The following is an 18,228-nucleotide window of genomic DNA, read 5'->3' on the forward strand; positions in this document are numbered from 1 at the left end:
ACGCGAGGTGCAAGAGTGCGATCGGACGAACCCGAGGCCCCGACAGGGGGAGTTTCCGCGTTCCGTATTCGCTTCTGCCCGTTCCATCGCAGGAGAGGGCACGGATGTTACGCTCGTACTCCGATGACGGTGAGACACCCCACCCCCAGTCGAACCGGAACCTCTTTTCGCAGCTCAGCGCCCCTTCGAGGGCCGAAGAACCCCGGACGGGGTCTCCACCTCCCCTAGCTCCGTACCTCCACGCCCCCTGATTCTTTTCTACTTTATTATTGTCGACAATCCGCATAATCGATTGTGCGGCATTCAGGATTTCGGCCCACTGGTCCGAACGAGCGAAGTGTTCCCCGAACCGGAACGGAACGGGGAACGGAAGGAATCTCACCCCTTCGGCTCGTCGAATTCCTCTTCGCGGAACTCCTCGACGACCGCGTCGTCGTGGACACGGTTCTGTTCCTTGTTACGCAACTCCACGCGGCGAATCTTGCCCGAGATCGTCTTGGGAAGCTCGGCGAACTGCAGCCTGCGGATCCTCTGGTAGGGCGCCAGGTGCTGACGTGCGTGACGCAGCACACTCAGCGCCGTGTCGCGGTCGGCGGTGTATCCGGGTGCCGGCACCACGTAGGCCTTCGGCACGGCCGACCGCACCGGATCCGGGGCGGGAACCACGGCGGCCTCGGCCACGGCGGGATGCCGCAACAGCACGCTCTCCAGCTCGAACGGCGAGATGCGGTAGTCGGAGGCCTTGAACACGTCGTCGGTGCGTCCCACATAGGTGATGTAACCGTCCGCGTCCCGTCGACCGACGTCCCCGGTGTGGTAGTAACCGTCGCGCAGCACCTCGGTGGTTTTGCCCTCCTCGGAGTAACCGCTCATCAGCCCCACCGGTCGGGGATCGAGCGCCAGACAGATCTCCCCCTCGTCGGAGGGTTCCCCCGTCACCGGGTCCACCAGCACCACGTCGAACCCGGGAAGGGGTCGTCCCATCGCCCCCGGACGTACGGGCTGTCCGGGGGTGTTGGCGATCTGGACACTGCTCTCGGTCTGCCCGAACCCGTCACGGACCGTCACCGACCACTCCTCGGAGACACGGTCGATCACTTCGGGGTTCAACGGTTCCCCCGCACTGACCACTCGTCGCGGTGGGTTGGCCACTCGCCCGAGATCACACTGGATGAGCATGCGCCAGACCGTCGGGGGAGCGCAGAAGCTGGTCACACCACACCGGGACATCTCGTCCAGCAGACGCTCGGGGTCGAACCGCTCGTAACCGTGCACGAACACGGTCGCCGTCGCGTTGAAGGGAGCGAACAGGCAGCTCCACGCGTGCTTGGCCCAGCCGGGAGAGGAAATGTTGAGGTGCACGTCACCGGGCCGCAGCCCTATCCAGTACATGGTGCTCAGATGCCCCACCGGATAGGAGAGGTGGGTGTGCTCGACGAGTTTGGGCAGGGCGGTGGTTCCCGAGGTGAAGTAGATCAGCAGCGGATCCTCGGCGCGGGTTCTGCCCTGGGGGAGGAACTCGGTCGGAGCACTCGCGCTCTCGGTGTAGTCCCACCAACCGGGCCGCACCCCACCCACGGACACGCCGGTGTAGTCCCCGCCGATGCCGTCGAACTTGGGAACGTGTTCGACGGAGGTCACCACGTGCCGGACCCTTCCCCGCTCGAGGCGGTCCCCCAGCTCCCCGGGGCCGAGCAAGGGGGTGGCCGGAATCGTCACCGCCCCCAGCTTCATCGCGGCCAGCAGGGTCTCCCAGAGTTCCGTACGGTTGTCGAGCATGAGCAGCAGCCGGTCCCCACGACTCACCCCGAGTCCGCGCAACCAGTTGGCCACCCGGTTCGACCGCGTGGTCAGCTCCGCGTAGGAGACCCGCTCGGAGTCTCCTCCCGGACGGGTGATCCAGAGCGCCGTCCGGTCCACCTCGCCGCCTATGGTGTCGAACCAGTCCAGTGCCCAGTTGAAATACCTCGGTTCGGGCCAGCGGAAGCCCGCGCGTGCCGCCTCGTAGTCCTCGGCGTTGCGGAGCAGGAAGTCCCGGGCTGAGCGGAACTGCTCGGTCGCGGTGCCCTCCTCCGGCCGCTCGGACCGGGAGGCCCGCCCGGAGGCTGTGGTCTCCGTCATTCTCGATCACTCTCCACTGTCGTGTTCTCCCGCCCCGGCACGTGCGGGGGATCTCACAAGCTAACCGCCTCACCCCTTCGGGGCCACAGCATTCCTCCCCACGGGTCAACCACGCGGGTGGCACGTTGACCTAGCCCGTGTTCTCGGTCACTAATGTCGACCGCTGGTGCTCGCCGAAAAACTCGAAGGAGCCCCCATGAGGTCGTCGCGGCCGAGACGTCTCCGCCACCCCCTGCGGACCGCCGGTGGAGTGGCCCTGGCCGGTCTCCTCGTGCTCTGTGTCATGCCGGCGGCGGCCGCGCCCCCGGAGGAGGGGTGGCGTCCGGAACGACCTCCCCTGAGCACCCCGTGGACCGAACGGGTCGGTCCGGACAACGCACTGCCGGAGTACCCCCGTCCGCAGCTGAAGCGCCCCCGCTGGAGGAACCTCAACGGGGAGTGGAGGTACGCGGGCGGCGACGCCCCGCCGGATCGACGACAGCGCCTTCCCGAGCGGATCCTGGTCCCCTACCCGGTGGAGTCCGCGTTGTCCGGGATCCGCAGGCACGACGACCACATGCTCTACCGGAGGGAGTTCCGCGTTCCCCCCGGTTGGCAGCAGGACCGGGTGTTGTTGCACTTCGGCGCGGTGGACCAGCGGGCGACGGTGTGGGTCAACGGCAGTCGGCTGGGCACTCACGAGGGAGGGTTCACCTCGTTCACCCTCGACGTGACCGAAGCACTGCGTCCCCGAGGGAACCAGCGGCTGACCGTGGCGGTCACCGACACCAACGAACGTGGGCCCTATCCGCTCGGCAAACAACGCGACCGACCCGGCGGGATCTTCTACACGGGGTCCTCGGGTGTCTGGCGCACCGTCTGGCTCGAACCGGTCTCCCCCACCCATCTGGCGGAGTTGAACATCACTCCCCGCCTCGGTGACGAGAGCTTCCGGATGGCCCCCGAGATCCGGGGCGAGGACGCCTCCGCCGTGGAGACCACGGTCTCCCGTCCGGACGGCGCGGTGGTGTCACGCACCCGCACGCCGGCCGGCGAACCCGTGCGGGCACCCGTGCCCGACCCCCGCCCGTGGAGCCCGGATGATCCGTACCTCTACGAACTGACCGTGCGGCTGCTGGGACCGGACGGACAGGAGCTGGACCGCGTGGACAGTTACGCGGGCATGCGTTCGATCGAGCTGGTCACCGACTCACGGGGACGACAGCGTATGGCGCTCAACGGCCGGATCCTGTTCCAGCAGGGCCTGCTCGACCAGGGTTTCTGGCCGGACGGTCTGCACACCCCTCCCACGGACGAGGCGCTGCGCCACGACCTCGTCCAGGCCCGCCGGATGGGGTTCAACATGGTGCGCAAACACACCAAGGTGGCTCCGAAGAGGTGGTACTACTGGGCCGACAGGACGGGAGTTCTGGTCTGGCAGGACATACCGTCCCTGGACTCGGACAGCGGTGGAACCAACGGTCCTCCCGGCCAGGAGGCCGCCAGGGCCTTCGAACGGGAGATGACCACGATCGTCGACCAGCTGGACAGTGTGACCTCACTGGTGACCTGGGTCCCGTTCAACGAGGGATGGGGCGAGTTCGACACCGCCCGCATCGCGGGCACGGTCCGACGTCTGGACCCGAGCAGGTTGGTGAACGCCTCCAGCGGCGTGAACTGCTGCTCGTCCCTGCCGGACACCGGCACGGGTGACATCTACGACGACCACACCTACGTGGGCCCGGGGAGACCGGAAGCCACCTCCGAACGCGCCGCCGTGGACGGCGAGTACGGCGGTCTCGGCCTGGTCGTACCGGGACATCTGTGGCCGGGAGAACCGCATGCCTACGAGATGGTCGACACGCGGGAGGGACTCACCCGCCGGTACGAGGAGCTCGGACACTCCCTGATCGAGGCGGTCGAACGCGGAGGTCTCTCGGCGGCGGTCCACACCCAGCTCTCCGACGTGGAGAACGAGGTCAACGGTCTGATGACCTACGACAGGCGGGTCGTCAAACCAGTCGTCGAGCGGGTCGAACGGGTCAACGAGGCCGTGATCGGGGCCGGCACGCCGGTTCCGTGACCGGACGGTGACGCAACCGGCGCTCCGTTTCCCCGTTCGCGTGGGTCGGGTTCTGGATCTCGGTCGCGGATCGCGCGTATGGTGGCCGTGTGCCGGATCACGTGACGATTCCCACCGCGGCGGGCAAGTTCGACGCGTTGCAGGCGGGGCCGCCCGCCGCTCAGGGTGTGCTGCTGCTGCACGGTTTCCCCCAGTCGGGTCTGCAGTGGCGGAGCCAGCTCGCGGCTCTCGCCGGCGCGGGCTACCACGCGGTCGCGCCCGACCAACGGGGCTACTCCCCCGGTGTGCGTCCCGAGGGGGTGGAGGCGTACCGGATGGAGGAACTCGTCGGCGACGTGCTGGCGATGGCCGACCGGCTGGAGTGGGAGCGTTTCGACCTGGTCGGTCATGACTGGGGAGCGGCCGTGGCCTGGGCCACCGCCGCAGCGGCACCGGATCGGATACGGACGTTGTCCGCGCTGTCCGTCCCCCATCCGGAGGCCTTCGGGCAGGCGATCACGCACGACCCGGACCAACAGCGCAGATCCGCCTACATGCGGCTCTTCCGCTCCGAGGACGCTGAGCACACCCTGTTGGCCGAGGGCGCACAACGCCTCGAACAGTTCTTCGAGCAACGCGTTCCCGCCGAGCACGTGGCGACCTACCTCGACCGGATGCGGGAACCGGGCGCGCTCACCGCCGCGCTGAACTGGTACCGCGCCATGCGGCACACCGGAGCCGTGGGAAGGATCACCGTCCCCACCCTCTACGTGTGGAGCACCGAGGACGCCGCCGTGGGAGCCCGGGCCGCCGAGGCGACGGCCTCCTATGTGACCGGCGACTACCGCTTCGAGGTGCTGCGTGGGATCTCCCACTGGATGTCCGAAGAGGCTCCGGAACGGATCAACGAGCTGTTGCTCGACCACATCGGCGGCCACCGCTGAGCGGACCCAACCGAGGAGGCCTCCGTGTCTCCCAGGGCGGTGTCACCGCTGTCGCTCGGCAGCGTCACCGCTGTCGAGAAGACTGTGCCGGATGGCCAGTGTCACCGCCTCCAGTCGGGAGTGGACTCCCAGCTTGGTCAGCAAGCCCTGTACGTGGCTGCGTACCGTGGCGGTGGAGATGCCCAGGGAACGGGCCATGTTGGCGGTGTGCGCACCCGTGGCCAGCAGCCGCAGACATTCGTGTTCGCGGGGGGTGAGTTCCTCCAACGGCGCCCCCCTTCCACTGTCCTCACCGCAGATCCTGCGCTGCGCCAAGGCGGGCAGTCTGGTGACCGGTTGTCCCGCGCACACCTTGCCTACCGCCTCCACCAGGGCGGTCAGCCCGCACATCTTGTTGACGTATCCCGCGGCCCCGGCCCGCATCGCACGGCGGACCGCCGCCGGCTCACGATCCGCCGTGAGCAGCACCACCCGCATGTGGGGCCCTCCGGCCGCCATGATCTCGTGCAGGAAGTCCAGGGAGTCCCCGTCGACGAAGAACCGCTCCACCAGGCACACCTCGGGTGCGTTGTCCCGGACCACGCCCACAGTGCCCTCGATGGTGTCGGCCGTGGCCAGCACCTCGATTCCCCGTTGGGGCAACACGGTCACCAACGCGTCCACGAAAACGGCGTGATCATCGCCCAGCACCAACCGAGCCATTGGTCCCCCCTCGTCGCCGTGGCGCCCGCGCGACACACCCTGCACGGATTCCTCGCCCGTGCCCGCACGGGGCCGCGAGTCCGGACGCGCTCGGCCTGTCCGGTGGACACTCGCGAACGGGTTACGAACCCTCGTTCGGTGCATCCGCTCCGGACTCGCCGATCCGATACCCCAGTTGTACACGGTCACCACAAAGCTTGCACACTGAGTGAAGAATTCACTTCGCTCGGTGTTCGGCGTGTTCGAGGCGGTAGGCGCGCTCCGTCTCGTCGCAGTGCGCGGCCAGGTCGAAACGCTCGTCGATCAGCCGGCGTGCCGCCTCCCCCATCCGGGCACGCAGGACGGGAGACCCCAGCAGCTCCGCCACAGCGGCGGCCAGGGCGTCCGGACGTTCCGGCGGCACCAACAGCCCCGTGTCCGGCGGAACGACCAGGTCGGGAACCGCGTTGACCGCCGTGGCCACCACGGGCAACCCGCACCACATCGCCTCCACCAGGGCCAACGGCAGGCCCTCGTACCTGCTCGGCAGCACGAACACGTCGAAGGCGGGAAGCAACCGCCGCACATCCTCCCGTTCGCCGGTCAGCAGGAGCCCTTCCCCGAGTTCTCTCCGCGCCAGCGCGGCCACGGAATCACGACGCTCCCCGTCCCCCACCCACACGCCGCGGACCTCGTGCCGCTCCGACAGCAGCCGCAAGGCGGTCACGAAGTCCTCCGGGGCCTTCTGGTACGTCAGCCGTCCCACCGCCCCGACCAACAGTCCGTGTTCGGAGACGCCCAGTTCGCGCCGCGCTCGGGCCCTGGTCACGGCATCGGCGCGCGGCACCTCGCGGGAAACCGGCACCCCGACCGTACGGGCGCGGTCCCGTGGCACCAGCCCGCGTTCCACCGCCTCGGCGGTGACCGACTTCCCCACGCAGAGCACGGTGTCGGTGAGCGGACCGAGCAGGCGTTCGATCCGGACGTAACTCTCCCGGACGACCCCTGGTTGGAAAGGGTGAAACGGAAAGCCGTGGTAGGTGTGCACCACCCGAGGGACACCTGCCAACCGGGCGGCCAGCCTTCCCACCGCCCCGGCCTTGGCGGTGTGGGTGTGCACGACGTCGACCCTCTCCCGGAGGAACAGGCAGGTCAGTCGGAACAACGCCGTGAGATCCCGACACGGTCGGATCGGCCTGCACAGACTCGGCTCCACCACCGTGGGCACTCCCGCCCGACGTGCCCGTTCCAGCAGACCGCCTTCGACGCCGGCGACGATGGTCACGGCGTAGGAACGCGCCAGCAGCTCCACCGCCGACCATAACGCAACGACCCCCGCACCCCCGTCGAGGCGTGTGATGACCATGAACACCCGTGCTCCGCGCTTCCCCGGCCCTCCCCGGGAACGCGGAGTCCCGGAGGAGGCCGCTCCTGTGGAAGGTCGCCCCACGATCACGCCTGGTCCCTCGTCCCCTCCCCCGACCTAACCAGCATGACCGCCTCGATCTGGCTGTGGACGTCGAGCTTGTCGAGAATACTGCGAGTGTGGGTCCGTACGGTCTGCACCGAGACGAACAGCTCCTCGGCGATCTGCCGGGATCGTTTTCCCTCCACCATCCCCGCCAGCACGTCCCGCTCCCTGGAGCTGAGGGACTCCAGCGGCCCGCTCCCTCCGGAACCAGCGTCCTGCCGTCGCAGGGAACGCAGCACCGGCCCCAACAACTCGGGGGGATACCACCCCTCTCCCCGACTCACCCCCCGGATCACCGTCACCAGGTCGGCGATACCGCGCTCCTTGGGCACCCAGGCGAGCGCTCCGGCACGCGCCGCCTCCACGGCCAGCTCCCGCCCCGGTCCCGAGGCCAGTACCACGATCCCCGCAGCGGGGCAGGCCTCGTTCAGTCGGCGGAGCACCTCCGATGCCTCGCTCCCACAGGAGACGAGATCCACCGTCACGACGTCCGGACGAGCCGCCGCGATCTTGTCCGCCAGTTCCTGTTCGAACGGGTCGGCGCTGCCCGCCACCCACAGGTCCGGCGCGGTGGACAGACACTGGCCCAACGCCTCGACGAACATGCGTTGTTCGTCCACCAACAGCAGACGCAGCATCCCGCCCCCCGGCACACCCACTGACCTTCGGTGTTCACATCGGATTCTGCCCCAGGTCACACACGATCGCAGGCCAGGATTCCGCGGAACTCCTCGTGGGACGGTCCGGGGAAAAGTCCCCTCAGGGCCCTCCGGTGGAGGCACGCTCGTTCGAGGCGCCGCCGGTTCCGGGAAGGATCTCTCCACGCAGGGTGTGGGCCACGGTGGGCCTCGAGAGCGTCGCACCGCCCGGGGGCACTCTCCGGCCCGGGCTGCTCCACCGACCCGTCGACCTCGTCAACCAGGCCAGCGGCAGAGTGTACAGCGACAACGCACAGTCCAGGACACGCAGCCCGAGGAAGAAGGCCCCGAACACGAGGAAGCGGGAACGGCGCAACAGCAGTGCCGCCAGCAGGCTCAGCAGGAGGTCGACGAGCACCACCCCAAACAGCAGAGTGACCAGTGAGACGTGTTCGGCCACCGCCTCGTGGAGGGGTCCGAGGGCGGAGTCGGCGGCGAACTCCGGAAACAGCACCGGTACGAGCAGCAACAGCAGGACCGCCGGAAGCAGCACCATCATCAGGCTGCTGGTCAGCAGCTCCGTGATCAGCAGGAACACCATGCAGCTGAACAGGTTTCGCCGCGGGCGGTGCCGTCGCACCGTCTGCCACAGTCCCAGTGCCCAGCGTTTGGTCTGTCGCACGTAGTCCCGCAGGTTGTCGGGATCCTGGGTGTAGGCCACCGCCCGCGGGGTGAAGCCCACCTTGCCAAGACCCTTCTGGTAGACCTCGAAGGTCATGTTGAAGTCCTCGATCACCAGCCCGGGCGGGTTCATGTCGATGAAGGGCAGCACCGCCGTGCGGTACATGCTGGCGAATCCGGGAACGATGTGGGTGGCGTTGCAGCGCAGCCAGGTCTGGCCGAACTTGAGCAGGTACTGGCTCAGCGCGTAGATCCGCTGCCGGTGGCACACGAGCAACCGTCCCAACAACGACATGCCGGACCGGTCCCAGTCGCTGCGGACGAAACCGGCCACCGCCGCCACCTCCGGGTTCTCGAACAGGGGCAGTGCCGCCCGGAAGTAGTTGTCGTCGAGTCTGGTGTCGGCGTCGAGCAGCAGCACGAACGCGTAGCGCTCGACCAGCTCGAAGCGCTCCACCGCCTCCCGCAACGCCCCGGCCTTCCCCACGTTGGCCCGGGTGCTGATCACGTTCACCCCCGTGCTCTCGGCGATCTCGACCGTGCGGTCGGTGGAGCCGTCGGAGACGACGTGGACGTTCTCGGCGGGAACCAGCGCCAGCACCGACTCCAGGCTGCGGCGTATCACCAGTTCCTCGTTGTGCGCGGCCATGAGCACGGCCACTCGTTCGACTCCGATCCGCCCCGCCCGACGAGGAACCGTTTCCGAGACTGCCCGCGGTGGCGAACACAGCCTCCCGAGGTCGGACAGCGCGCGCAGCAACCACGAACGCGCCAGCACACGGGTGCGCAACCAGCCGAGGAGGGCGCTCGTGGCACGCAGCAGCCCCACTCCGCCCCAGAGCACGAAGTTGGCCCCGAAAACCAGGACCGCCAACAGCCACCACGGAATCACCACGGTCACCTCCGCCGTTCGCTCGGGACACGGGACGGGGCGCGGGTTCGGGAGATCATCGCCCCTCCTCTCCCCGGGAGAACACGTGACGCAACCGCGTCCAGGTACCCGGATCCGCGGCTCCGTACATCCACAGGTAGACACCACCGATGCCGGCCCGGTCCGCCACCTCGAACTTCGCCCGGGAACTGGTCGCGTTCTCGAACCAGACCTCGTGACCGTTTCCCTCGGCGTCGGTGTAGCGGAACCAGGGTGTCGCGCTCTGTTCGTCGAACCGCACCCCGACGTCGTGCTCCCGCACCAGCCGCATGGCCTCCGCCCAGGTCACGGGCTCACCGCGTCCCCCGGACCAGTCGTATCCGTAGAGCGGCACACCCAGCACGATCTTGTGTGCGGGAATGGTGTCCCGGGCGTAGGCCACCACCTCGCGGACCCAGTCCACCGGCGCCACCGGACCGGGGGCGGAGGTGGACCAGTGCCGGTCGTAGCCCATGAGACGCACCTGGTCGGCGAACCGACCTATCGCGGCGTAGTCCTGGGCCACGTTGCGCTCGTCGTAGCCGTTCCGGGAGGCCTTCGCGAACACCGCCACGGACAACGACCTGTCGTGGGCGTGCAGGGCCGCGGCGAGCTGACGGACCAGTGCGCTGAAGGCCGCGCGGTCGGAGGCCCGGAGTTCCTCGTAGTCGATGTCCACCCCGGCGTAGTCGTTGCGCAGCACCAGGTCGACGACCTCGCGGACGTGCTCCCTCCTGCGCCGGGGATCGTGCAGTACCGGCGCCACGGCCTCGTAGGACCAGCGCCCGTCGGTCATGTTCGCCACGGTGGGAGTGATCCGCAGCCGCGTGTCCCGCATCCGGTTCACGAGGGAGTTCGCCGCCGCGGCGCGTTCGGCAGGCACCTGGCTGACGACCCCACCCCGGGAGTCCAGACCGTATATCCACGGTGACACCTCACTGAACACGCGGCTGTGCCGCAGCACAGCGCTTCTTCCCCGTTCGAGGTTCCAGAAGGGAAGCGCCGCCACCACGTCGGTCCCGGATCGGGAGGAGGGGCCGGACCGGGGGCCGGACTCGACCGACCACACCAGCATCAACAACACCAACCCCAGTGCGGGCACACACGTGAGCAGACCGGTCCGCCAGCCGCCGAGACGCATCCGGCGGCGAAACCCCGACGATCCGGAACCGGCACGCATCACCGCCACCAATCACGGGTCACTCGCGACCGGACAGCGAGGAAGCCACTGTGGTCCGGTCGGCGGTGCGGGTGTGTTCGTCGATCACGGAACGGATGATCGAGTCGATGTCGTGCGCCGGGTGGAAACCGACCAGCTCCCGCGCGAGCGTGCAGTCCGGAACCCGACGTCGCATGTCCTCGTAGCCGCTGCCGTAGACCTCCTCGTAGGAGTGGTACTCGATCCCACTGCGGGACCCCGTCAGGGCGATCACGCGGTGTGCCAGCCCGACGATGGACACCTGTTCCGCGCTGCCCAGGTTCACCGCGTGGCCACGGGCGCGTTCGGTACGGACCAGATCGAGCAGTGCGGGAACGACGTCGGCGACGTGGCAGAAACACCGGATCTGCTCCCCCGTTCCGAAGACCGTCAGCGGCATTCCGCGCAGCGCCTTGGACACGAAACGCGGAAGGACCATCCCGTAGCGGCCGCTCTGCCGGGGTCCCACGGTGTTGAACAGGCGCACCGTGACGGACCACACGCCCCGTTCCTCGTCCCAGGCCCGCACCAGACTCTCGTCGACCGCTTTCGCCTCCGAGTAGGACCAACGGGACTTCAGGGGGGAACCCACGATCCGGTCGTCCTGCTCGGTCAGTCCCACCTTGTCGTTCTTGCCGTAGATCTCGCTGGTGGAGGCCAGCAGCACCCGTGCGCGGTGCCGCGAGGCCGCCTCCATGACGTGCTGGGTTCCGTGGATGTTGGTGAGCAGACTGTCCAACGTGCGGTCCCGGATGACGAAGGCCCCCACGGCGGCGGCCAGGTGGAAGATCACGTCGCAGCCCGCGGCCGCCTCGTCCACGGTGCGCGCGTCGAGCACGCTTCCGGGCACCCGGTGCAACCGCCGGGTTGGAGCGGAGTCCAGGTTCCGCCAGTCCCCCGTGCTCCCGTCGTCCAGGGCGACCACGGTGTGCCCGTTCTCCAGCAGGTGCTCGACCAAGTGGGAGCCGAGGAAACCAGCGGCTCCGGTGACCAGTGCCCTCATCGGTGCACCCCCGTGGTGGTCGGACCGGTCGTGAGGTCTCGCGTCCTCCCCCGTTGGGAGGAGCTGCCTCCCCCGCGGGCCAACAGGTGCTCGTACAACGAGTCGAGACGCTCGGTCACCGCCTCCATGCCGTAGAGCGTGCGCAGCTGCTCCACCTGAGCACGGGGACGTTGTGCCTCCAGCTCGCCCCGCAGGGCTGCACGGAGCCGTTCCGGAGTCCCCTCCACCTCGACGGCCCGGTCGGTGTCCACTCCCTCCAGGGCCGGACAGGTGGTGTAGAGCACGACGAGCCCGTTGGCCAACGCCTCCAGCACCGAGAGCCCGAAGGTTTCCTGCTTCGAGCAGGCGACGAAGAGGTCGAAGGACGACAGCACCGCGGCGACGTCACTGCGCTGCCCCGCGAACAGCACCCGGTCGGAGACCCCGTGTTCGTGCGCGATCCGTTCCAGCCGCTGCCGGTCGGGACCGTCGCCGACCAGCACCACCCGCGTGTGCTCGTCGAGCAGGGGAGCGGCCGCCTCGATGAGCAGGTCGAAACGTTTGTTCGGGTCGAGTCTGCCCAGCACCCCGATGACTCGTTCCCGCTCGGACAGACCGAGCTCGGTGCGGGTACGGCGGCGGGCTACCGGGTCGAAGGTCACCCGGTCGAAGTCGACCCCGTTGGGAACCACCCGTATCCTGCGTCCGGGCACACCCCAGCGCCGCAGTCGTTCGGCCACGGTGTCCGAGACGGCGACCGTGGTGTCGCCGAACCGCTCACTGGCCAGGTAGAGCAGCCGCACCCCGGTGGTCATACGTCTGCGTTCGAGATGGGTCTGTCCGATGGAGTGTTCGGTGGCGACGACCACCGGCACCCCCGCCAGGCGCGCGGCCGGCCGGCCGTAGACGCAGGAGCGATAGAGGTGGGTGTGCACCGCGTCGAACCCTCCGGAGCGCATCAGCGAACGCAGTCTGTACAGCGCGCTCGGCTCCGTGTTGCTGCGCATTCCCAGGTCGTGTACCGGGACACCGGCCTCGGAGATCATCCCGGCCACCTCGCCCGCGTTGTACAGCGCGGCCACCTCACAGTCGTGTCTGCTGCGCCGCACCAGTTCGTACAACTGCAGTTCGGCACCACCGACACCCAAGCCCGTGATCACGTGTAGTACTCGCACTCCCGGCCTCCTCGTGTTCGTTGTGTCCCTGCCCGAATCCCGCCAGCACCCCCGCCGTGCGCACGAGCACCACCAGGTCCGTCCACGGCGTCCAGTACTCGATGTAGTGGTTGTCGAAACGGGCCCGTTCGGCGATCGAGGTGTCGCCGTGCAAACCGTTCACCTGTGCCCAACCGGTGACTCCCCCCGCGACGCGGTGCCGGTCGGCGTAGTGGGGGATCTCGGCGGAGAAGCGCACCGCGTAGTACGGCCGTTCCGGTCGCGGGCCCACCAGCGACAGACGACCGCGCACCACATCCCACAGCTGGGGGAGCTCGTCGAGGTGGGTACGGCGCAACCACGTGCCCAGGCGCCCGCACTGCTCCGGCAACGGCCTCCAGCCGGTGTGCTCGTCCACCGCCAGCACCGTGCGCAGCTTCGTCACCAGCACCAGTCCCCCGTCCCTGCCGACTCTCTCCTGGCGGAACAGAGGGCTGCGTCCACCGCCGCACCGCACCAGCGCGGCGAGTACCGCCAACAACGGTGTCACCGCGACCAGCAGGGGAACCGCGAGGGCGAGATCGCACACCCGCTTGGTCGAGCGTGCCGCCACCGTCCGGCCCCCCGTGCGCAACGGAAGCAACGGGATTCCCCACACCTCGTCCAGCGCCGCCTTCGGCACGGCGAGGCCGAGGTCCGGAAGTCTCGGCAGCACGCAGAAGTCCACCGAAGGGCAGCGGCAGCGTCGTACCGCGTCGACGAGCTCGTCCGCTTCCGAGCTCTCCGGGCAGAGAATCACCCTGGTCGCTGCGTACCGTCGGACGAGTTCCTCCAGCTCTGCCGGTTCCGCGACCACCGGTCCGTCCTCGGGGACACCGCCGCGGTGACGCACCCCGACCGGACGCAGTCCGAACTCGGGGTGCCGCCCGAGATCCCGCAGGATCTCCCCCGCCGCGTCGGAACCACCGACCACCAGGACCGTCTCGACGAGCCTGCCGCGAACACGCAGAGTGCTCAACACCCCGCTCACCAGCAGCCGCGCACCGCACAGCGCACCCGTCACCCCCCCGCCGAGCACGGCCGTGCGCACCGGCCCGAGGCCGGGCGCCAACGGAACCAACGACAGGGCGCTGGCGAGCACCACGTGTCCGAACTCGTCCGAGGCCCGTGCGCACAGACGCAGCCGGTGCGCTCCCCGAGCCGAGAGCACCACCAGCACCCCACAGGAGTGGACCAGCGCCACCACCGGCCCCACTCCCAGCCACGGCAGCACCGCACACAACGCCAGAACGTCCGTGCCCAGCAGCAGTCTCCGGGGAAGCAGGCGCACCCACCGGCCCGGCAGCGGGACCTCGGGCCGATGCGACCATGTGGTCTCCGTCCCGGGCCGGGCGGTGTCGTCGCCCCCCACGTCCCGACGGGGCAGCTGGCGGGTCATCCGCGGGTCCCCGGAACGGCGAAGACCCTGCGTTCCCGGGCCGGTGATATCCGCGCCGTCACCGCCCGGGAGGCGTGGTGCGCCCCGTAGACGAACCGCATCACGGGGCCGAAGCTCGGGGCGACGGCGGGACCGACGAAGAACAGTCCGGGTACGGAGGACTGGTAGTCGGACCCCACGCGGGGGGTGCGGTCCAGCGTGCTCACCCCGGCGCGGAGCTCGGGGCTGAGGAAGGACAACCGTCCGAGGTCGGGACGGTACCCCGTCGCGCTGATCACGTGGTCCACCGACAGCGTGCTGGTCTCGCTGCCCCGACGCAGTCCGAGCCGCACCCGGTCCCCCGCCGGATCCGCCCATTCCACTTCGCGCTGGAGCAGCATGGGGATCTTTCCGTCCACCCTGTCCCGCAGCCACCACGCACCGGCGGGGCCGAGGGCGGTACGGGCCAGTCTCACCCTGGTGGCGGGCGGCAGGAACCGGAACAGCTCGGGGTGTTCGGAGTAGAACCAGGTGGCCCATCCGGTTCCCAGGCCGGCCTCGGGTTCGCGGAGTCTGCTGCGCAGGCTCCGCTCCTCGGCCGGGGGGAGTCCGTTCCACGCGATCCGCCCGCGCCGGGCGACGATCCGCACCGAGGCCCCCGACTCGCGCAGCAGGGCCGCGGTCTCCAACGCGGACTGCCCCGCTCCCAGGACCGCCACCTCGCGGTCCCGGAACACCCCCAGATCCACGTGGGCACTGGCGTGCGAGGACAGGTGGGCGGGCAGTTCGGCCAGCACGTCCGGCATCCGCACGAAGTGCTCCACCCCGGTGGCGACCACCACGTTCCGCGCGCTCGCCGTACGACCGTCCGTCAGTTCGAGTTCGTAGCGGTCCCCGGTCCGACGGAGCCGGTCGACGAGCACCTGCTCCACGTCGGGGGCGTGGTTGCGCTCGAACCACGTGCCGTACTCCAGGAAGGTGTCCAACGAGACCGGAACACCGATGTGGGCGTAGACCCGACCGGTCTCCCGGCAGAAGGTCTCCAGCGTGTGACTGGCGTGGGGATCCGAGAGGCTGCAGGCGAAACCCTGGGACTTCAGGTACATGCCCCGCGGCATGGCGGTGCGCCACAGGTTCAGCGGCACCCCGAACTGGCGATGGCTGACGCCGGCGGCACGCAGGTGCGCGGCCAGCGACAGACCGTACGGTCCGGCGCCGACGACGGCGACGTCCACTGTCTCGTTCATCCTCGGACCCCCTCGACTCGGTGTTCTTCCTGTCCGACCCGTTGCCCCGAGGCCACCGGTCCCCCGGGTGTCACCGCCCGTGCCCGACGGAATCGCGGTGGACGTCCCCGGGGCTGCCGACTCGGGAACGGAACACGCCGGGTCAACGCGCGCCATCCCATACGCAGGCACATCAACCCGAACGGCACGAGGTCGTCGCGCGCGAACCAGGCCCTCTCCTCGGCCCGCCACAGTGGGGAGAGCCGTTCACGGAGCGGGGGGCCGTCGACACCGCGGTCGGCGAGCACGACCAGCGGGTCGTAGTTCTCCACGACGAAGCGCCGGTCGGTTCCCTCCAGCCTCGGGAGGGGCTGGCCGGTCAGGTCCAGATAGGTGACGGTGGCCAGGTCCAGGCCGGACTCGTCACTGAACAACCTGAACTGGGCTCCCAGCCGGGGATTGCAGTCCAACAGCTTGTAACGCCCGTCACGCGGGTCCCGGCGCCAGTCCATGTCCACCGGACCGCGGTAGCCCGTGTCGCGGAGCAACGCCACGGCCGAACGTGCGAGCTCCGGGTTGCTCGCCCACCGTCCGCAGCTCGTCAGTCCGGCTCCGGAAGGGTACGAGCGCTCCTTCACACCGGTGCAGCCCACGACCTCGTCGGTGTGGACACCCCGATAACCGTGGAAGAACCAGTCCCGCGCGGAACGCTCGTGCCCACTGTCGGGGAGGAACTCCTGCAACAGGAGCGGCTGCCCGGCTCGTTCGAACAGCTCCCGCAGGCGGTCGAGGTCGCTCACCACGCTCGTGCTGGGAGGACGGGGACGTCCGCGGGCCCGCCACGGCATGGTCAGCTTGACCACCAGGGGCCAACCGACCTCGGCAGCGAAGGAGCGGGCCGCCGACCAGGTGGCCACCGTCTCCGTCACGGGGGTCGGGATCCCGTGCTGCGCGCACAACTCGGACAACGAGTCCTTGCCCGCCATCCTGCGGGGCAGGCCGCCGGGCGAACCGGGGAACAGCAGCTCCGGAGGGACCCGCTCGGAGTGCTCGGCCAGCAGGATGGCTCCGGCGTCGTCGGTGGGGATGACCACGGTGGGGCGTCCGAGGTGGCGCGCGATCCGACCCAGACCGTCGAGTACCTCCTCCGTGGAGGCCGTGGTGGCCCGCCAGCGCCAGTAGCCACGCAGGTAACGCGAACCGGCGGCGGGAACGAACCGGCTCTCGCACACCGCGTAGACGGGCACCCCGAGGCGCCCCAGACTCCGGATCACCCCCAGACCACCGTGGTGGAGCGGATTGTCGTCCAGTTTGAACACCAGGGCCGGAGAGCTCGTGTCCATACCGACGGGCGTGGTCGGGTTGTCTTCCTCACGGGCGAACACGTCCCCTCCTCACAACAACCGACGGTGTGGGACCCGGTCGAACAGGTAGGTGGCGTCCAACACCAGCGGGTAATCGATTACCCAGTCGTAGTCGACTCCGGGGTGCAGCGTGTGCACCACCACCAGGTCCCACCGCTGTCCCTCCGGACACTCGGTGTCGACCAGCTCGGTGCCGTCCTCCAGCTCGACCCGGGGAACCAGGGGGTCGTGGTAGGCGACCTCGGCTCCCGAGGCCCGCAGCCCGCCCAGGATCGGCAGGGCGGGAGACTCCCGCAGATCCCCCACCCCGGCCTTGTAGCTGACCCCGATCACCAGCACCCGCGGGTTCGGCGTCGCCACACCGTGCTCCCGCAGCAGCTCCGTGGCACGCCGCACCACCTGGTGTGGTCGCTGCCGGATCGCCCGCATCACCTGCTCCAACAGCGGCGCCTGTGCCCGCCGCTCACGCAGCTGCCACAGCAGGTAGTACGGATCGCAGGGGATGCAGTGCCCACCCACCCCCGGGCCGGGGAACCCGCCGAGGAATCCGTAGGGCTTGGTCCCCGCGGCCAGGGTCACCTCGATGGGGTCCAGCTCCAACCCACGACAGACCTCGGCGAACTCGTTGGCCACCGCCAGCGTGACGGCCCGGAACACGTTCTCGTACAGCTTGGTCAGCTCCGCCGCCTCCGGCGAGCTCACCAGGAACACGGAGCGGGTGACACAGCTGATCACGCTCGCTGCCCGCTTGGCGCAGCTCTCGGTGATCCCGCCCAGCACCCGAGGGGTGTCCTGCTGCCGGTGGTCCGGGTTGCCCGGGTCGATGCGTTCGGCGCTGAAGGCCACGTACACGTCGTCGCCGGGCGTGAAACCACGCCGTCGCAGCGGTTCGGCCAACAGCTCCCGGGTGGTTCCCACATAGCTCGTCGAGGTGAGGATGACGGTCTGCCCGGCACGCATGTGCTCGACGACCCCCAGGCACGCCTCGCGCAGGGCCCCCAGGTCCGGCGTGTTGTCCGCTCCGACCGGTGTGGGAACGCAGATGACCACGGCCTCGACCGAGCCGATGAGCGAACTGTCCGAGCTCACCCGGATGCCGCCGCTCTCCAGGCCCGCGCGCAGCCGCCGTCGGTCGGACTCGGCCAGGTCGACCTCTCCCCGCCGGATGTTCTCCAGACGATCGGGACTGACGTCGACACCGATCACCCGCACGTGTTGCGTGTGGAACTCCACGGCGGTCGGCAGCCCCACGTAGCCGAGTCCGACCACCGCCACCGACTCCGGTGTCACCGCGGAGGACGAGGGACCGGACTCCACGGCGGAATAGCTCACCAACCTGTCGGCGAACTCGTACTCCCGACCGTTGACCGCCAACGACAGCGGAAAACCCTCCACGATCC

General features: G+C 69.2%; 14 protein-coding genes. 2 read left to right on the forward strand and 12 right to left on the reverse strand.

The features are described from left to right. Positions 1-378: 378 nt before the first annotated feature. Positions 379-2,121: an AMP-binding protein gene (locus tag ACTMO_RS0109740; protein WP_019854502.1), complete on the reverse strand. Its 1,743-nt coding sequence runs from the start codon at positions 2,119-2,121 to the stop codon at positions 379-381. 196 nt (positions 2,122-2,317) lie between these two features. Here ACTMO_RS0109740 and ACTMO_RS0109745 point away from each other — a divergent pair, with 196 nt between their 5' ends. Together ACTMO_RS0109745 and ACTMO_RS0109750 are read left to right on the forward strand one after the other, a co-directional pair. After that, on the forward strand, positions 2,318-4,183 hold the full coding sequence (locus ACTMO_RS0109745; protein WP_026449053.1) for a glycoside hydrolase family 2 protein: 1,866 nt from the start codon (positions 2,318-2,320) through the stop codon (positions 4,181-4,183). Between the two features lie 89 nt (positions 4,184-4,272). Continuing rightward, entirely contained in the window at positions 4,273-5,106 is an 834-nt protein-coding gene (locus tag ACTMO_RS0109750; protein WP_019854504.1) for an alpha/beta fold hydrolase, read from the forward strand. Between the two features lie 42 nt (positions 5,107-5,148). On the opposite strand, the gene ACTMO_RS0109755 is transcribed toward ACTMO_RS0109750, so the two are convergent. From ACTMO_RS0109755 to ACTMO_RS0109805, 11 genes are all read right to left on the reverse strand, one after another. Then, positions 5,149-5,808 carry a response regulator transcription factor gene (locus tag ACTMO_RS0109755; RefSeq protein ID WP_019854505.1) on the reverse strand — a complete coding sequence of 220 codons (660 nt, stop codon included), beginning with the start codon at positions 5,806-5,808 and terminating at the stop codon, positions 5,149-5,151. Between the two features lie 217 nt (positions 5,809-6,025). Further along, the gene (locus ACTMO_RS0109760) at positions 6,026-7,153 is read right to left on the reverse strand and encodes a glycosyltransferase family 4 protein (RefSeq protein ID WP_033401854.1); all 1,128 of its coding nucleotides are present in this window, start codon (positions 7,151-7,153) and stop codon (positions 6,026-6,028) included. Between the two features lie 86 nt (positions 7,154-7,239). After that, positions 7,240-7,917, reverse strand: a complete 678-nt coding sequence (locus ACTMO_RS0109765) for a LuxR C-terminal-related transcriptional regulator (RefSeq protein ID WP_019854507.1) — start codon at positions 7,915-7,917, stop codon at positions 7,240-7,242. A 100-nt stretch (positions 7,918-8,017) separates the two neighbouring features. Then, positions 8,018-9,472 carry a glycosyltransferase family 2 protein gene (locus ACTMO_RS0109770; RefSeq protein WP_019854508.1) on the reverse strand — a complete coding sequence of 485 codons (1,455 nt, stop codon included), beginning with the start codon at positions 9,470-9,472 and terminating at the stop codon, positions 8,018-8,020. A 52-nt stretch (positions 9,473-9,524) separates the two neighbouring features. Next, complete coding sequence (locus ACTMO_RS0109775; protein ID WP_157063020.1) at positions 9,525-10,628, reverse strand: glycosyl hydrolase family 18 protein; 1,104 nt, start codon at positions 10,626-10,628, stop codon at positions 9,525-9,527. Positions 10,629-10,686: 58 nt separating this feature from the next. Continuing rightward, the gene (locus tag ACTMO_RS0109780) at positions 10,687-11,688 is read right to left on the reverse strand and encodes an NAD-dependent epimerase/dehydratase family protein (protein ID WP_019854510.1); all 1,002 of its coding nucleotides are present in this window, start codon (positions 11,686-11,688) and stop codon (positions 10,687-10,689) included. Then, positions 11,685-12,842 carry a glycosyltransferase gene (locus ACTMO_RS0109785; protein ID WP_051099067.1) on the reverse strand — a complete coding sequence of 386 codons (1,158 nt, stop codon included), beginning with the start codon at positions 12,840-12,842 and terminating at the stop codon, positions 11,685-11,687. Before ACTMO_RS0109785 ends, ACTMO_RS0109780 begins: the two co-directional genes overlap by 4 nt. Then, positions 12,751-14,259 (reverse strand): sugar transferase, encoded by a 1,509-nt coding sequence (locus ACTMO_RS20865; protein WP_019854512.1) that lies wholly within the window; start codon positions 14,257-14,259, stop codon positions 12,751-12,753. The genes ACTMO_RS0109785 and ACTMO_RS20865 overlap by 92 nt, the downstream gene beginning before the upstream one ends. After that, positions 14,256-15,485: an FAD-dependent oxidoreductase gene (locus ACTMO_RS0109795; RefSeq protein ID WP_019854513.1), complete on the reverse strand. Its 1,230-nt coding sequence runs from the start codon at positions 15,483-15,485 to the stop codon at positions 14,256-14,258. Before ACTMO_RS0109795 ends, ACTMO_RS20865 begins: the two co-directional genes overlap by 4 nt. Then, complete coding sequence (locus ACTMO_RS0109800) at positions 15,482-16,849, reverse strand: carboxylate--amine ligase (RefSeq protein ID WP_019854514.1); 1,368 nt, start codon at positions 16,847-16,849, stop codon at positions 15,482-15,484. The genes ACTMO_RS0109795 and ACTMO_RS0109800 overlap by 4 nt, the downstream gene beginning before the upstream one ends. 9 nt (positions 16,850-16,858) lie before the next feature. After that, the gene (locus ACTMO_RS0109805; RefSeq protein ID WP_019854515.1) at positions 16,859-18,223 is read right to left on the reverse strand and encodes a nucleotide sugar dehydrogenase; all 1,365 of its coding nucleotides are present in this window, start codon (positions 18,221-18,223) and stop codon (positions 16,859-16,861) included. Positions 18,224-18,228: the final 5 nt, after the last annotated feature.

It is taken from the genome of Actinopolyspora mortivallis DSM 44261, from assembly GCF_000384035.1.
Taxonomy (GTDB): Bacteria; Actinomycetota; Actinomycetes; order Mycobacteriales; family Pseudonocardiaceae; genus Actinopolyspora; species Actinopolyspora mortivallis.

What these genes read in the sequence shown, in the direction of transcription:
- ACTMO_RS0109740 (WP_019854502.1), bottom strand. Translation starts at nt 2,121, where the DNA reads ATGACGGAGACCACAGCCTCCGGGCGGGCCTCCCGGTCCGAGCGGCCG.
- ACTMO_RS0109745 (WP_026449053.1), top strand. Translation starts at nt 2,318, where the DNA reads ATGAGGTCGTCGCGGCCGAGACGTCTCCGCCACCCCCTGCGGACCGCC.
- ACTMO_RS0109755 (WP_019854505.1), bottom strand. Translation starts at nt 5,808, where the DNA reads ATGGCTCGGTTGGTGCTGGGCGATGATCACGCCGTTTTCGTGGACGCG.
- ACTMO_RS0109760 (WP_033401854.1), bottom strand. Translation starts at nt 7,153, where the DNA reads ATGGTCATCACACGCCTCGACGGGGGTGCGGGGGTCGTTGCGTTATGG.
- ACTMO_RS0109775 (WP_157063020.1), bottom strand. Translation starts at nt 10,628, where the DNA reads ATGCGTCTCGGCGGCTGGCGGACCGGTCTGCTCACGTGTGTGCCCGCA.
- ACTMO_RS0109780 (WP_019854510.1), bottom strand. Translation starts at nt 11,688, where the DNA reads ATGAGGGCACTGGTCACCGGAGCCGCTGGTTTCCTCGGCTCCCACTTG.
- ACTMO_RS20865 (WP_019854512.1), bottom strand. Translation starts at nt 14,259, where the DNA reads ATGACCCGCCAGCTGCCCCGTCGGGACGTGGGGGGCGACGACACCGCC.
- ACTMO_RS0109795 (WP_019854513.1), bottom strand. Translation starts at nt 15,485, where the DNA reads ATGAACGAGACAGTGGACGTCGCCGTCGTCGGCGCCGGACCGTACGGT.